A 15804-nucleotide genomic window follows, 5' to 3' on the forward strand; every position below is an offset into this window, starting at 1 on the left:
TATTTTTTTTACTAATTTTCTGTGGATAAGTTTAATTTTGTATTTTGCAACTATCTATAATCATCATAGCATTATCTACTATGTCATCTTTTGCAGCACCTGATTATACCCTTATAAACCCTATTCGTATTTTTAAATTCCTATTGCTTTTCATTACTGGAACTTTTGGTTTATTCGGTTTTGTTATGGGACTTACGTTTATTACAATAAACATACTTTCTCTATATAGCTTTGGTGTTGCATATAGTGCACCAATAGCTCCTATTAATCTAAGAGACTTAAAAAATTTCTTCCTAAGTGATATTAACCTAGATAAAATGAGACCTAGATTTTTAAGACCTAAAGATAAACGTAGACAGTAAAGTTATCAACTCTCTGCTCCTAGTTCTTAGCTCTTAGTATTGTTACTCATATTAATAACAAATTCACTTATTCAATTTATTTGTTAGTAATTAGTTGTTAGTTGTAAGTAGCTTTATAGTTCCTTTCTGTTATTTATATTAAAGAACAAGATTACTTTTGAATATTAGGTGTAAAAAGGTAGCACAGCTACCTTTTTAGTTTATCCTTATTCCATATATTTTCTGTCCCCTTGTACCTACTACAATCATATTTTCAAAAACTGCAGGTGAACCTTCAACATTAGCTCCTAAATCGATTTTATGTAATATTTCCCCTTCTTTACCATTAATCAAATACATATATCCTGCTGAATCACAAAAGACTATATATCCTTCTCCTTTATCTGTATAAATTGCAACTGGAGAGCTCCACGAATAGTTTTTTAAATTGATTCTCCATACTTCCTCTCCACTATCTTTATTTAATGCAACTAATACTCCATTATTCAATCCTCCATATCTCGCTATATTAAACACTATAATATCCTTTATATTCCCTTTACCAACCACTGGTGTAGCTAATACACCTCCATTATTAGGATGGTTCCCTATTATAGAATGACACTTATATTTCTTTTCCCATATCAGTTTTCCAGATAAAGCATCAATCTTTCTAACATAACTGTACCCAATACTTCCCTGCTTATCTACTTCACATGCTGTATATAAAGCTACTATATCCTGTTCCTCTTCTAAGACTATAGTGCTATCTGTATCATCTGTCACCTTTCTTATCCATATAGGCTCAAATGTATTTATATCCAAGCATTGAAGCCATCCTCCATTATCGGCAAAGAAAGCTAAATTCTTATATACTGCTACTGAATTTTCTATACCCTGATACCTATTCCCTGCTATCCTATACCTATACTTCATAATTTCTGGCTCTATACTTAATATATTTTCATCATATTGGGTATTAAGCTTCACTCTATAGAATAAACCATTTTCACCACATATGAGTAACGTGTCCGTATCCTTATCGATTAATGCTGTAGAGTCAAAAGCAGGCCATCCTCTGTATGCAAAAGTATCAATCCCGTTTATAAAGAAAAGCTTTGTTTGGTCTATAAGATTAAATATCCTATATCCTGTTTTTACCCATCTACCATTTACCTTATTTATCCCCTGTCCTACATATAAAAGTGGGATTCCTCTAGTGTCTACTGTAACGCTCCCCTTTATAGGTCCGGGTATTTGTATAGGATTTCTTGTATAAGTACCATCCTCTAAATCTATAAAATATACTTTACCATCAAGTGCTCCATATATTACCTCTTTTAAGTTTCTATTATTTTTCTTACTAGACTTAATATTCATCCTATTAACATGTTCTTTAGGCCACTGAATAATAGCTGGCTGACCATTCCAACCCACTCCAGTCCACCTATCTATGCTACCTATACCAATATCCCATACTATTTCTAACCTTTTCTCTTTAATATCAGCAGTTCCATAGGAAGCTGTATTTCTATAGTTGTTCCCCCTAAAGCATGTAACTCCCTTCACTTTAGAATATTCTTTAGGTATTTTAAACTCAATCTTTTCATCAGTTGGAAACTCTTCATATTTTAATGTACTGTATTCAATTTTATTTAAAGTTTCTTTGTCTATTTGATTATAGTTAATCTTAAGTTCTTTTGTTGTTTTAACTGAATCAGCAATATCCTTGTATTTTGTTAACTTAATTTTCATTATTTCGTTTACAGGATAATCGATATTTGCATAATGTATATTATCATTAATATTTCTCACTGGTATCCTAATCCCTGTTAACACTGCAAATGTTAAATAAGTAGCTACAGTAACATGAAAAATTCTAACTTTTAATCCTCTCATATATAAGTCAACACCTCATTAAAATAATATGTGTCAACTAAATATATGAGACAAGAGTCAAAAAAATGTTAGTTAAATGTATATTATGTCTTATTTATTTAAAACATACTTTAAAGAAATCTTTACTCAAGTTATACCAAGTGTTACAATTAGAGAAAAGGTATTCCTCGTTTGTATAACATAAGGAGGTATTAAATGAAAAAGCAATTTTCAACAAAGATATATAATAAAATACTTACTTATTTATTAGACTCAAAATTTTTAGAAAATACATCTGTAACAAAGAAAAAAATAAAAACCTTTGTCAATAGTAATGAATTTAGATTAAAACTAGATAACCTAGTACAAAACAATGATTACAGCTGTAAAAGTATATTAGAATTATGTAAAGATATGATAAATGAACTAAATAATGATTCACCACCGAAAGATTGGCTTAATTACATTTTCCAATACACACTTCATAAGTCTTTTACCCATGCAGTAACAATAGAACTAAATAAAAAACTAGAAACAGCTACTTTATTTTACTTACAAATTTTAAGAGCTTTCTCTGAATTTGAAAATAATTATATTCTAGAAAATAAAGAAGGGGCTTTTCCTTTAGAGTTTTTAAGCAAAAAAGAAGAAAAAAGCCTTAAAAATCCAACAGAATATAGAAAATTCAAAAAAGCATTTTATGACGACTATGTATATGAAATGATGAAGCTTAGTAAAGAAATCACCAAGCATAATACTATTGACCATATAAGTGGTGTACATTATCTAGCAATGCATATAGGTAGGCAGTTATATCAAGCTGGACTCCCTGTAGATTTAGGTAGAGTTTCAGGAGCAGCAGCTGGACACGATATAGGTAAATACGGGTGTAAGGGCCCAGAACTAAAAAGAGTACCTTATCTGCACTATTACTATACTGATGTTTGGTTTAAAAAACACAACATACCATACATTGGACACATTGCAGTAAATCACTCTACTTGGGACTTAGAGCTTGAAAACCTTCCTTTAGAGTCTTTAATTTTAATATACTGTGACTTTAGAGTTAAAAATCGTAGAACTGAAACTGGTAATAGACAAATGCATATTTTCACGCTAAAAGAAGCCTTTGATATAGTGCTAAATAAATTAGACAATGTTGATGAAGCAAAAGAGAAAAGATACAGAAGAGTATATGCTAAACTAAAGGACTTTGAAAATTATATGATTAATTTAGGTATAGATGTTACCTTTGAAAGAAAACACTATGTTGAACAACCTAAACAACACTATGCTCTTATGCAAGCACAAGAAGTAATTGAAAATATTAAATATCTATCAGTTGAACACAATATTCATCTTATGCACAAGCTTAGAAGTGAGTCTTCTCTAAGTAGTATACTAGAGCTTGCACGTAGTGAAAGTGATTGGAAAAAACTTAGAGGTTATTTAAATATTTTTGAGGAATACTCTACTTACTTAACTCAAAAACAAAAGCTAATAACTCTAAATTTCCTTTATGAGCTACTTATCCACCCAGAGGAAGATATAAGAAAACAAGCAGCTGAACTTATAGGAACTTTAATAGCTATTTTTGATGAAGAATATAGAAAAGAAGTTCCAGAGGATGTAACCCTTGAACCACCTGAAATAACTAGCTGTGAGCTATTAAATAAATATATACAACTTTTCCTATATCCTGACCACAAAATTATAGACATTCATAGAGAATGGATAGGTTACAGCCTTAGAATAATGATATATTCTTTATTCTCTAATTGTGAACCACAACAAAGAAAACAATATAGAAATGTATTACTTAAATATTATGAAAAAGGTATTGATGGGGACGATAAGACTAAATTTTATTTACTTCAAGCAGTAAGATATATTCCTTTTACTAGCTTTAATGAAGAATCAATGGATAAACTATATAACTTTATATTTAAAATGCTTGAAAGCAAAAATACAGAAATAAGATTATCAGCCTTAGACAGAATATATTATCTACTTTTCCGTATTGATAAAGACTGTAAATTTATAAACCAGTTAAAGGAATATCTAAATAAAGATATTGAATCTTCTGATGTAGTAGCAGAAAACTTCTTGAAATTTAAAATAGCTAGAAAATTATCATTAAGTAAGGATATCTTAATTAAATATGAAAACTTTTATAAAGAGGACAATAAAAAGATGGCTGATATATTCCTTAAAAATCTTAAAAGTGCTACCACATGGATTAGTAAAAAAATTCATATAGAGCTTTTATTAGAACAAGTTATAGAAGACCCTAAAAACAAGGGCTTACATGCAGCAATGCATTTTTGTAATCTAATAAAGGTTAGTGCTATTGAAAATGTTAGAAACCATGCCGGTGAGGCTTTACTAAAAATATTCCCATTTTTATCTTTAGACCAAAGAAATGATGTAACTGTAGAATTATTGCGTGGTCTAGAAATAGAAGGCTATCAGTTTACTCAATATATACCAAAATATTTAGGTCAAATTATGTTATTCTTACATCCTATTGAACTCGATGAGCTAATTGACGACTTTAGCGAAAAAACTAAGCAAGCCAATAAGCAAATAATAATTTTACTTCTTAGAACAATAGGTATAGCCATTGAAAATTATCCAAAGTATACAAATTTCTTTGCTGAAAACGAAGAAATATATAATAATCGATTATCTAGAATGCTAGGTATTTTATTAAACGGATTAGCTAACTATGATGACCAAATTAAACAAGAAGCTTTCATGGTTATAGGTAAAGGAATATTTGGCTCAAAAGAATTGAATTTAGAGCAAAAAAATAAGATATTTAAGCTCATAGCAAAAAAAATACTTACCTTGCTTACTAAAAAAGAAGAAAATGAACTAGTATTCTTAAATAACTCGGCATCTTTAAATCATATATACAGGTTTATATCTGATTATGTTTTCTTTAATGGAAATATAGTTTTTAATGAAAATAAAAGGATAGCATTTTTCCCAGGTACTTTTGACCCATTTTCATTAAGTCATAAAGAAATAGCTAAAGAAATAAGGGACTTGGGATTTGAAGTATATTTAGCAGTAGATGAATTCTCATGGTCAAAGAAAACTCAACCCCATATTTTAAGACGAAATATAATTAATATGTCAATTTCAGATGAATTAAACATATATTTATTCCCAGATGATTTACCTGTAAACATAGCTAATCCAACTAACTTAAAGAAACTAAAAAGTAGTTTTAAAAACTCAGAGGTATATATAGTAGTTGGAAGTGACGTTGTACTAAATGCATCAGCATATAGAATTGAATCGCAAGAGTATTCTATACACAACTTTCCCCATATCATCTTCACTAGAAGAAGTTCTTTCTCTTCTGAAGATGATGATAAAAGATTGGAAAGTGCACTTAAAAACATTAATAAAAAAATAATAAAACTTTCATTACCTCCACAGTATGAAGATATAAGCTCAACACAAATAAGAAACTATATCGATGAAAATAGAGATATATCAAAACTTATAGACCCGCTAGCTCAAAAATATATCTATGAATACGGTCTATATAGAAGAGAGCCTCAATATAAGACTTTATTGCAAACAAATCCTGTAAATATTGAGATATTAGATGACATAGATGATATTGTATTAGAAGAAATCGTAACAACTATATTTAATGGAAGTAAAAGTATATTTAATACCTTGAGGGATATAAAGAAAAAACTAAGTGCAAGATTTACAATACTAAGAGATATTGATAATGGTCATATTCTAGGTTTTTCTGCTTTTCATTGGATACGCTCAAGTATGCTATTCAACGAATTTAAAAATAACAATATATCAGAGTATATAAGGGAAAATGCAATAGGAAGAATAGTTGTATTAGACGGTATATATATAAATCCAAAATCAGCTTTTGAAAATTTAGAGCAAATAATTCTTACTGAGACATTATCTTTTTGTATTGCAAAAGACTACACTTATGCTATATTTAAAAACAAAATTAACAGCTATTCATCAAAATTCCTTTATGAAATATTAGAGCTTCAAGGCTTTATTAAGTTACCTTATGACGCTAATACTAATCCTGTTTATGTAGTAGATATGAGTAATCCTTGTACATTAAACCTAGACATCGAAACTATAATCAAGGAGCCTTTTAAAAGTAATTTAAATGTTAAAAAATCTATTATTCGCTCAAGAAAACGACTACAAAAAGCACTTACAAAACTATATCCCGGGCAATTAATATTGTCCTTTGATAGAAATATCTTATATCAAACACTGGTAAATAAAATATGTAAAACTAATGGTATGCCACCATATCAATTAAAACCTAGAAAATTAGGTCCATATATGTGCGTACCATTTGGTTCTATACTAAAAGGGCAAACTGTACCAAATACAGTTACTAAATCTATGCATACTGAAAAAATGTTTAGTCCAGATATAAAAAGCTTTAATATAGGGCCATATCCTTACTACATGACTCTAGAAAATCAAATAAGAATGCTTAGGTCATTCAATCGCTCTATAATTCTAGTAGATGATTTATTAAACAAAGGATATAGAATAAAAGCTATAGACCCGTTATTAAAACAAGAAAATATCGAGGTTAAAAAGATAATAGTAGGTATTTTGTCAGGTAGAGGTAAAGAGCTTATGGATATTCAAAATCGAGAAGTAGATAGTGCCTATTTTATTCCTAACTTAAAGGTATGGTTTAATGAAAACTCTATGTATCCATTTATCGGTGGTGATACTGTATGGAGAGGCACTTATCCTCAACGTAACCTACTACCTTCAATCAACTTTGTTTTACCATATACATCACCTAAGTTTATAAGGGGTACATCTACTGATGCTTTATACCATCTATCAGAAACTTGCATAAAGAACTCAATAGATATACTGACAACTTTAGAAAAGGAATATCAAAATATACACGAAAGAAACTTGACACTTAAACATTTAGGTGAAGTTTTCATTTCGCCTAGGTGTCCAGACCATGGTAGAGATATGGAATATGATTTAAACCTTAAACCATCTAATTATCTAAAAAATGACCTAGAACATTTAAGACGAATTGAAAATATTATCAAAAGAAAATAAGCTTTTAGCAGTCTAAGGTATATCTTTACCTTAGACTGTTAAACTTAAAAACATCGAGGTGATAGCTAATGTTTTATTACTATAAACTAAATAATAAGATATTATTTTCTAGTACATATTATCCTGAATTGACTACAATAGATGTAAATGAAGCATATAAAACTGACGATATTATTTATTACTTAAATAGCTTTAATCCACTAAAATCCCGAAGAAGCTTTTGTGTCTCTGACCCTTCCCTTCTCTTCATCAAAGAAGAAGGGATAGATTTATTACAATATGGAAAAAATGCATCCGTTGTACAAGATTGGATTCTATCTAAAATTAACAATAGAAAAGTAATGTCTATAAACACTAATTATCCAAATTGGACTGAAGCTTTAAATTATAAACTTCCTCAGAAATGGAAAGTCAATCTACTGGCATTAGGTGACGTAGGAGGAACACTTTTAACTGGACTTCGCCTCTTAGGTGGTGACTGTATAAGTGAAATTGGAATTTATGATAGAAAAGAAGCTAGGCTTAAAAGATGGGAACATGAAATAAATCAAGTTATGGCTCCTTTTGAAAATGAATTTTATCCTGAAGTCAAGATTATATCGAAAGAACAATTATTTGATTGCGATATGTTTATATTTTGTGCATCCCGTGGTGTGCCTCCTGTAGGTAATGAAGATAAAGACGTTAGAATGGTTCAATTTGAAGGTAATTCAGAGATAATTAGTGAATACGCAAAACTAGCAAGAAAATACAACTTCAAGGGAATATTTGCAGTAGTTACTGACCCTGTTGACTTGCTTTGTAAAGTAGTTTTTCTAGAAAGTAATAAAAATGAATCGGGTAAACTAGATTTTGAAGGTTTAAGTGCAGACCAAATAAGAGGTTATGGCTTAGGTGTTATGAATGCAAGAGCAGCTTATTATGCTAAAAAATCACCTAAAACTAATCACTACATAAAAGAAGGTAGAGCATTTGGTCCCCACGGAGAAGGGTTAGTTATAGCTGACAGTATTGAAAATTATAACGAGGAATTATCTTTATACCTTACAGAAAAAGCAAGAACTGCTAATTTAGAAGTTAGAAAAACAGGATTTAAACCTTATATAGCCCCTGCTTTATCTTCAGGTACATTATCTATAATCAATACTATAAAAGGTAAATGGCACTACAGTGCTACTTATATGGGTGGAGTATATATAGGAGCTAATAATAGACTATTGTCATCTGGAACTGAAGTAGAAAGACTTAACTTGCCTACTTCACTATTTAATAGAATAAAAAGTTCTTATAAGAAATTGGAGGATATAATATGAAAAAAATTTCTGTAATTATACCCGAAGAACCATCTGATATCCTCGATAGAATGATAAAAGCAGCTGTTGGTGATTATGAAACAGAAATAATAAAGAATGTCGATAATATTCCATACTTAACAAATAAGAGAATATTATTTGCCATAGAGCTTGATGATGCAGGTAATAATATAAATCTTTCTAGACTTTTTAGTACACTATATAAAAGGGGTAAAGAAGCTTTAAAAGGTTCTACAGGAGCAATATTAGTACATAGTAATTCTGAATTATTCACAAAAACTGTAGCTCAAGAAGTTGTATTTAAAGCAAATCAATTAGGATGTAGTTTCCCCGGTAGACCTTTAGTTGAAGCTACTGGTGCACTAAGGAATTTATTGACAATGCAAAAGGTTATAAAAAAACCCCTTGAAGAAGTTTGTTGCATACTTTGTGAAAAGCTAGGAAAAAGACTTATCACAGATGCTCCAAAGCTATTAAAAGACCCTCAGCTACTAGTACTTCACGCAAGTAATCGAGAAACATCTAATACTCTTATGTTATGGGATATGATTAAAAGAAACTTAGATGGTTATAAAATTAATGAGATACATATTGAAAATGGTACAGTTAGAGATTGTATAGGCTGTCCTTATAAAACATGTAAACACTATGGAGAAAGTACTAGCTGTTTTTACGGTGGGATTATGGTTGAAGAAGTATATCCAGCAGTATTAGATGCTGACGCTATTATATGGATTTGTCCAAACTACAATGATGCTGTATCTTCTAATATATCTGCAGTAATCAATCGTCTTACTGCTCTATTTAGAAAAACAAAATTTTACGATAAGACATTATTCGGAGTAATAGTTTCAGGTAACTCTGGAAGTGATGCCCTAGCTAAACAGCTAATAAGTGCCCTTAATATGAATAAGACCTTTAGGCTTCCTCCCTACTTTTCAATTATGGCTACAGCTAATGATAGAAATGCTATATTAAAAGTTCCGGGAATTGAGGATAAAGCTAAAAAATTTGCTGAAAATATGAAAAGAGAGATTAAAGCTTAACTTTTCTAAAAATCGGCTTTGCTGATTTTTTTGCATTGATATTAGCTCCCTTTAATATAATTAAATATATTATATTGTTTTCGTTATAGGGAGATGATAGACTTGTTTAATGGTGATGGTCCATCCTATGTGCCTTCAGAACCTGGATTACCCCCAGTACAACCCCCTAACCCAACTGATGAACAAAGATATGCTTTAATTAAATATGAATTGGCAAGAGCTAATCGACTTGAAGATTTTAACAATATCATAGAACTTCTTGACGCTCCTCCTGACATTACCACCATTGCTTCTCCCGGAGAATTTAAAAACGTAAAGGTAGCAGTTATAGGTGGTGGTGAAGCAGGACTAACAGCAGCCTTTGAACTAAGAAAGCTAGGATTTGATATCACAGTATTTGAAGCAGAAGAAAACCGAATCGGTGGTAGAGTCTATACATACTATTTCGATAAAGAGAAAAAATATTATGGCGAATTAGGAGCTATGCGTATTCCTGTAGTTCATGGTGCAACTTGGCATTATATAAACTTATTTAATTTAAATACTCGCCCTTTCGTACAGTACAATGAAAACGCATATATCTATGTCAAAGGTATCCGAGTAAGAAATGACCCTGAAGGTAAAGGCGTGATGGAAAAAATATATCCTGAATTCGATTTAACATTATGGGAAAGAAATACTCCTTGGCCAGAATTATTAAACTATGCTTTAGAAACTCCATTGCTTAGCATGCCCCCTTCAATCCGAAAAGAAATACTTAAAATGCTTTTAAAATATAGTTATCCTATTAACTATTGGGACTTCTACAATATTAGACAAGTACTAGAACTAATGGGGTTAAGCCAAGCTGCTATAGACCTTATATCATGTATATCACCCTTTGTTGCTTCCTTTTATTACTATAGTTTTATGGAAATGCTCCACGAAAGCTATCCTTTAGTTTTCTCTTTTCTATATGAAATTGTAGGAGGAATGGTTAATTTACCTCTATCCTTTTACAACTCATTAATTAACCCTAATCCTAAGGAATATCCTGATATTCCAAATGAGCTTCTAGGTAAAGTTACATGGAAAGGCGGAACTTGGGTAGATGGAATGTATCAAACAGAAGATTCCAGTAAAGTTACATTAAAATATAAAAATAAACGAATGTCTACTTATGTATATGAAAACTTTGATTATGTAGTGTGTGCTATACCTTTTTCCACTCTTAGAAATGTAGAAATAATCCCTGATTTTAGTAATAGAAAGATGCAAGCAATTCGTGAACTGGATTATTCTCCATCTCAAAAAACAATTGCTTTATGTAGCGAACGTTTTTGGGAAATGGGTAGACCTAATGAAAGAATCATTGGTGGAGGTTCTTACAGCGATTTACCTATAACATCTATTTGGTATCCATCTGACCATGCACATAATAACTCTTTTTCTCCAAATGAACCAGGAGTATTATTAGCATCTTATAACTTTACCCTCAACGCTACAAGAGTTGCTAATGCATATAAAGGTATTAGATTTGAAAACATAAAAGAACAAGTAGCAAAGGTACATGGTATATCTTTAGAGTATCTTAACTCGATAATAAAGGACCACGTTACATTTAGCTGGAATGAATACCCTTGGACATTGGGAGCTTTTTGCTATTTTAGACCTGAGCAAAAGAGAATCTTTTCCTATGCTGTAACTCTACCTGAATATAATAACAGAGTGTTCTTCGCAGGAGAGCATATATCTGCTTCCCATGGATGGCAAAATGCTGCAATACAAACTGGAATGATAGCAGCCAATGATTTAGCAAAGGTATGTAAAGCTAGAAAAGGCTAAAAAGCAGTTTATCTGCCTTTTAGCCTTATTTAACTCTACTTAAATCTATCATCTGAAGTCTTTGTAACTACCTCCTCTGACTTCTCCTCTAACCAACCTACCCTAATATCTGACTTAGGTATATCAAAATTAGGAATAAAAGGTTTTATATCTAATATAGGAGTTCCATCTAATACATCAATATTTTTCACATAAATATTGTTATCCTCTATTCTATCTATCTCTACAATAGATAGACCAATATGATTAGGTCTTACTGGAGCTCTAGTAGCATAAACTCCATGAGTGTTATCATCTAAAAAAGGTTTAACAGTAAGCTTAACTTTATCAGATTTGTGAAAATAGTATATAACCATAATATGTGAAAATCCATCTAAATCACGTAAGCCTTCCACATACCTAGCATCTATCTCTAATCTTCCTTTATTAGCCTTGTTACCTGATGGTTGAATTGGCATATCTTCTAGCTTCTTAAAGTCACTATGTATTTTCCCTATAGGTTTAAAAGAAATTGCTTCTTCCATAGTTTAGCCTCCTGTACATTAACAATTATAGTAATTTTATGGAACTCTTCTACCATTTGACGCTTCTAATATTTCAAACCATTGTTGTCTATCTAATTTAATATCCAATGACTCAACAGCTCTTTTTACCCTACTTATCTTTCCAGAACCTACAATAGGTATTATTTTAGCTGGATGGTTTAACAGCCAAGCATACATAATCTTATCAATACCATCTACATTTAACTCATCTGCAATTTTTTCTAATACATTTCTAAGCCTAACTGATTTCTCATCCTCTGAAGTAAAAACTTTTCCTCCAGCTAAAGGCGACCATGCTAAAGGCGGTATTCTCTTTTCTAAGCATAAATCTATTGTCCCGTTTCTAAAGTTTTCATATTGCATAACAGATATTTCTATCTGATTAGTTACAAGTGGCATATCTAAATATGAACTCAACATATTAAATTGTGAAGGAGTAAAATTTGAAACACCAAAATTTCTTACTTTTCCATCCCTATATAATGTGTTAAATGCTTCTGCAACTTCCTCAGGATTCATAAATGGGTCTGGTCTATGAATCAACAATAAATCTATGTAATCAGTTCTTAAGTTTTTCAATGAATTATTTACAGAATTTATTATATGCTCTTTACTTGTATCATAATGTTTTACCCTATGTTCTGGTCTATTAGGTGAAATTATTTTAATACCGCACTTAGTAATAATCTCCATTTTATCTCTAAGCTGTGGTTTCAATTCTAAAGCTTCTCCGAAAAGCTCTTCACATATATAGCCTCCATATATATCAGCGTGGTCAAAGGATGTTATACCCATATCTATACATTGCTCAATAAAGTTTAATCTTTCTTCCTTTGACATATTCCAATCTGATAATCTCATAAATCCCTGTACAATTCTTGAAAGTTTTAATGTATCGCTTAATCTTATTTTTTCCACAGTTCTCCCTCCCTTAAGTTAGTTACATTCTCCATTTTATTATATCATCCTATTCTAAGAAATTAGAACCTATAATTTCAAAGTTACACCATACTTTTTTAGCCACTCTTTTCTTTCCTTATAATCTGGAATTACAGATTCAACAAGCTTCCAAAACTCTTTTGAATGGTTCATATGAATAAGGTGACATAGTTCATGTACCACAACATAATCAATAATATGTATAGGAGCCATTATAAGTCTCCAGTTGAAATATACATTCCCCTTTGAAGTACAGCTTCCCCATATCCTTTTCTGCTCCTTTGCCTTCACTTTATTAGGCTTAACCCCTATAATATCCTTATAGTATTCTACCCGTTCCTTTACAACCTTGTTAGCTTGTTTTTTATACCAATCTTTTAAGATTTTTTTTACTAGCTCTTTATCTTTCATAGGTGACGTAATATTTAATTTATCCTTATTTATCTCTATAACTGCTTTATTTTTATTTTTAACTATATTGATATGTAAATAATAGTCCTCGCCTAGATATTTAACAACTTCTCCATCTTCATATTTCTTTTCAACTAAATTGTACTCTATACTCTCTAATTCTTTTAACTTTTTAACTATCCAATTTGCTTTTTTACTAACCAACTCTATAATCTTATCTTTAGATAAACCTTTAGGGCAAATCACTAACACCTTATCTGGTGGAATAATTCGTATTTCCAGTGTTTTTCGTTTTCTATATTCTACTGTAAATAAGATTATTCTATTTTTGTGTTGAATTGATAATTTCATTGTAAGTGCTCCTTTATTTGTCTATGACCTTAATTAGTTTTATTCTCTTTTTAAAGGAACCCCTTTCTTCCTTCTTTTTCTTTCTAATCTCTTCAATTTCTTCTTTACTTACCTTTTTCAAATCAAGTATGTTATATATCACTTCTAATACATCAGCTATTTCCTCAATATCCCCTGATTCAAGATATTCATTTACTTCTTCTAAGAGCTTTTTATTAAGCAACTCTTTATATTCTTCATCTTCCATTATTTCTACTTCATATTCTTTTCCACTTTTTTCGATTATTTCAGGTATTCTATCTCTAACTAGCTTATTATATACTTTTTCCATAGTTTGTCCTCCTTGTTTGGTAATGCTGTCTATACTTTCTTATCTTCATTATCAACTGGTTTCCTAAAAACTAACAGATATTCATGTGCAATTAAAAGAAAATTATATTCAATACTTCTTTTATACCAAAATCCTGTAGCTTTACAATTATGTTGTTCTTTTATTATATTTTCCTTTAATACAAAACCAGCGTCTAAAAAAACTTCCATTACTTTAAAACCCAATGGTATCATATGTTTTTTCCTTCTTGTATCTCCTATAAGTATCGCACAATATTTATCCTTTTTAAGTACTCTATAACATTCACTCGCCACCTTTTTCATTTCAACTAAAAATTGATTAATATCATACCTTGATAAATCTTCTTTTATATTATCACTATATTTTATTATATTAGCATAAGGTGGATGAGTACATATTAAATCTATACTTTCATCAGATATAAAATCTAAATCCCTAGCATCACCTTTTATTATTTTAGGTTCATATTCTTTATTTTTAGTAAATTCCAAATTCTCTTTAGCTATATTAATTGCATTTTGATTAACATCTACCCCTATTCCGTTTCTATGTAACAATTTAGTTTCTATTAATGTAGTACCACTACCTAAAAACTGATCTAATACAGTATCATCTTTTTTAGAATATCTAAGAATAATATTTCTTGGTATATATGGTGACCAATTTCCTCTATATTTTCCACTATGTGTAGCCCACTTCCCTCTGTTTGGAAAGCTCCATACAGTTGTTGCTTCTAATTTAAAATCTTTAGGCTCCCACTCTTTAACCTTATGTGACTTCTTATCTTCATATTTTCCTAATTTTTTATCCAAGATAAACTTATCCTTCCATAATTTATTTTTTATTCATATGCTTACTATAATGAAGTTATGTATCTCATAAATTGCTTTCTAAAATAAAAAGCATGGTTCTTATTAGAAACATATCTACCATAGACATCAGAATAAATTGGATGATATGGTTTCGAATCTTTACTTCTTATCTGTATGTAGTTACCATTAGATGTGTGTATAAAACCATCTTCACTTGTTTCTATATAATTTTTCAACTGTTTGCATATACTATAATAATCAGATTCTAACTGTTCTTTTAACTCTTTATACTTAGGTCTATCTAAATTTACGTGCACGAATGGTAAGAACATCCAATGTTCCGGTGAGCCATCTTTGCTGATAGGTACATATAGCAAATTATTTATTTTTTGATATACATGAGTTTTATAAAAGTTTTTTTCTTGTATTAAATCGTCAATAATTGAGTTAATTTGAGTTATAAACATAGTTTCCTTTGGATTTCCAGCTTTGTCACATTTATTAGTTTTTAACTCTCCATCCTCAAAATCTAGTGTATTTGGCTTATTTCTTAATCCTAAAGCTAGCTCAAGAATTTGACCACTCTTTCCTTTATTCTTTATGATTCCTTCTAATTGCTCTTCATCAAAGATATCACCAAATCTTTTATAAATCAGTGGCTCTAATTTATCCTTTGCTTCTTTTAATAGCATTCCCCATTCCCCCTTGAGTTTTGGTGTTAATTACATTTTAACCTATATTTTTACATAAAAGGGTTCACTTATAGTGAATGCTGTTTAAATATGGTCATTGAAAATTAACCTTTGGAAAACTTATTAACTGGAATAGATAAAGAAAAGTACATCATAGAATAGCTTAATAAAACAAAGGAAAGATAATATATAGG

General features: G+C 30.2%; 12 protein-coding genes. 5 read left to right on the forward strand and 7 right to left on the reverse strand.

What is annotated here, in order from left to right:
* The first annotated feature begins 44 nt into the window (after positions 1-44).
* Positions 45-362, forward strand: a complete 318-nt coding sequence (locus tag L21TH_RS00390) for a spore germination protein (protein WP_278244270.1) — start codon at positions 45-47, stop codon at positions 360-362.
* 195 nt (positions 363-557) lie between these two features.
* Here L21TH_RS00390 and L21TH_RS00395 read toward each other — a convergent pair whose 3' ends face one another.
* Positions 558-2240, reverse strand: coding sequence for an outer membrane protein assembly factor BamB family protein (locus tag L21TH_RS00395; RefSeq protein WP_006305825.1), 1683 nt, complete (start codon positions 2238-2240; stop codon positions 558-560).
* 195 nt (positions 2241-2435) lie between these two features.
* On the opposite strand from L21TH_RS00395, the gene L21TH_RS00400 reads away from it, so the two are divergent.
* From L21TH_RS00400 to L21TH_RS00415, 4 genes are all read left to right on the forward strand, one after another.
* Positions 2436-7325 carry a nicotinate-nicotinamide nucleotide adenylyltransferase gene (locus tag L21TH_RS00400; RefSeq protein ID WP_006305827.1) on the forward strand — a complete coding sequence of 1630 codons (4890 nt, stop codon included), beginning with the start codon at positions 2436-2438 and terminating at the stop codon, positions 7323-7325.
* A gap of 68 nt (positions 7326-7393) precedes the next feature.
* Complete coding sequence (locus L21TH_RS00405; RefSeq protein WP_006305829.1) at positions 7394-8638, forward strand: Rossmann-fold NAD(P)-binding domain-containing protein; 1245 nt, start codon at positions 7394-7396, stop codon at positions 8636-8638.
* Positions 8635-9684, forward strand: a complete 1050-nt coding sequence (locus L21TH_RS00410) for a flavodoxin family protein (RefSeq protein ID WP_006305832.1) — start codon at positions 8635-8637, stop codon at positions 9682-9684. The genes L21TH_RS00405 and L21TH_RS00410 overlap by 4 nt, the downstream gene beginning before the upstream one ends.
* A 93-nt stretch (positions 9685-9777) precedes the next feature.
* A complete protein-coding gene (locus tag L21TH_RS00415; RefSeq protein ID WP_081627878.1) occupies positions 9778-11508 on the forward strand; it encodes a flavin monoamine oxidase family protein in 1731 nt (576 codons plus the stop codon).
* A gap of 35 nt (positions 11509-11543) precedes the next feature.
* Here L21TH_RS00415 and tsaA read toward each other — a convergent pair whose 3' ends face one another.
* The 6 genes from tsaA to L21TH_RS00445 form a co-directional block, all read right to left on the reverse strand.
* Complete coding sequence (tsaA, locus tag L21TH_RS00420; protein WP_006305834.1) at positions 11544-12032, reverse strand: tRNA (N6-threonylcarbamoyladenosine(37)-N6)-methyltransferase TrmO; 489 nt, start codon at positions 12030-12032, stop codon at positions 11544-11546.
* A gap of 36 nt (positions 12033-12068) precedes the next feature.
* Entirely contained in the window at positions 12069-12971 is a 903-nt protein-coding gene (locus L21TH_RS00425; protein WP_006305835.1) for an aldo/keto reductase, read from the reverse strand.
* Between the two features lie 69 nt (positions 12972-13040).
* Positions 13041-13754, reverse strand: coding sequence for a M48 family metallopeptidase (locus tag L21TH_RS00430; protein ID WP_006305836.1), 714 nt, complete (start codon positions 13752-13754; stop codon positions 13041-13043).
* Positions 13755-13767: 13 nt separating this feature from the next.
* A complete protein-coding gene (locus L21TH_RS00435; protein ID WP_006305837.1) occupies positions 13768-14085 on the reverse strand; it encodes a nucleoside triphosphate pyrophosphohydrolase in 318 nt (105 codons plus the stop codon).
* Positions 14086-14114: 29 nt separating this feature from the next.
* Entirely contained in the window at positions 14115-14918 is an 804-nt protein-coding gene (locus tag L21TH_RS00440; RefSeq protein ID WP_006305838.1) for a TRM11 family SAM-dependent methyltransferase, read from the reverse strand.
* Between the two features lie 44 nt (positions 14919-14962).
* On the reverse strand, positions 14963-15610 hold the full coding sequence (locus L21TH_RS00445; protein ID WP_006305839.1) for a MutH/Sau3AI family endonuclease: 648 nt from the start codon (positions 15608-15610) through the stop codon (positions 14963-14965).
* Positions 15611-15804: the final 194 nt, after the last annotated feature.

Source organism: Caldisalinibacter kiritimatiensis (genome assembly GCF_000387765.1).
GTDB classification, from domain to species: Bacteria; Bacillota; Clostridia; order Tissierellales; family Caldisalinibacteraceae; genus Caldisalinibacter; species Caldisalinibacter kiritimatiensis.

What these genes read in the sequence shown, in the direction of transcription:
- L21TH_RS00430 (WP_006305836.1), bottom strand. Translation starts at nt 13,754, where the DNA reads ATGAAATTATCAATTCAACACAAAAATAGAATAATCTTATTTACAGTA.
- L21TH_RS00410 (WP_006305832.1), top strand. Translation starts at nt 8,635, where the DNA reads ATGAAAAAAATTTCTGTAATTATACCCGAAGAACCATCTGATATCCTC.
- L21TH_RS00445 (WP_006305839.1), bottom strand. Translation starts at nt 15,610, where the DNA reads ATGCTATTAAAAGAAGCAAAGGATAAATTAGAGCCACTGATTTATAAA.
- L21TH_RS00395 (WP_006305825.1), bottom strand. Translation starts at nt 2,240, where the DNA reads ATGAGAGGATTAAAAGTTAGAATTTTTCATGTTACTGTAGCTACTTAT.
- L21TH_RS00405 (WP_006305829.1), top strand. Translation starts at nt 7,394, where the DNA reads ATGTTTTATTACTATAAACTAAATAATAAGATATTATTTTCTAGTACA.
- L21TH_RS00435 (WP_006305837.1), bottom strand. Translation starts at nt 14,085, where the DNA reads ATGGAAAAAGTATATAATAAGCTAGTTAGAGATAGAATACCTGAAATA.
- L21TH_RS00400 (WP_006305827.1), top strand. Translation starts at nt 2,436, where the DNA reads ATGAAAAAGCAATTTTCAACAAAGATATATAATAAAATACTTACTTAT.
- L21TH_RS00415 (WP_081627878.1), top strand. Translation starts at nt 9,778, where the DNA reads ATGATAGACTTGTTTAATGGTGATGGTCCATCCTATGTGCCTTCAGAA.
- tsaA (WP_006305834.1), bottom strand. Translation starts at nt 12,032, where the DNA reads ATGGAAGAAGCAATTTCTTTTAAACCTATAGGGAAAATACATAGTGAC.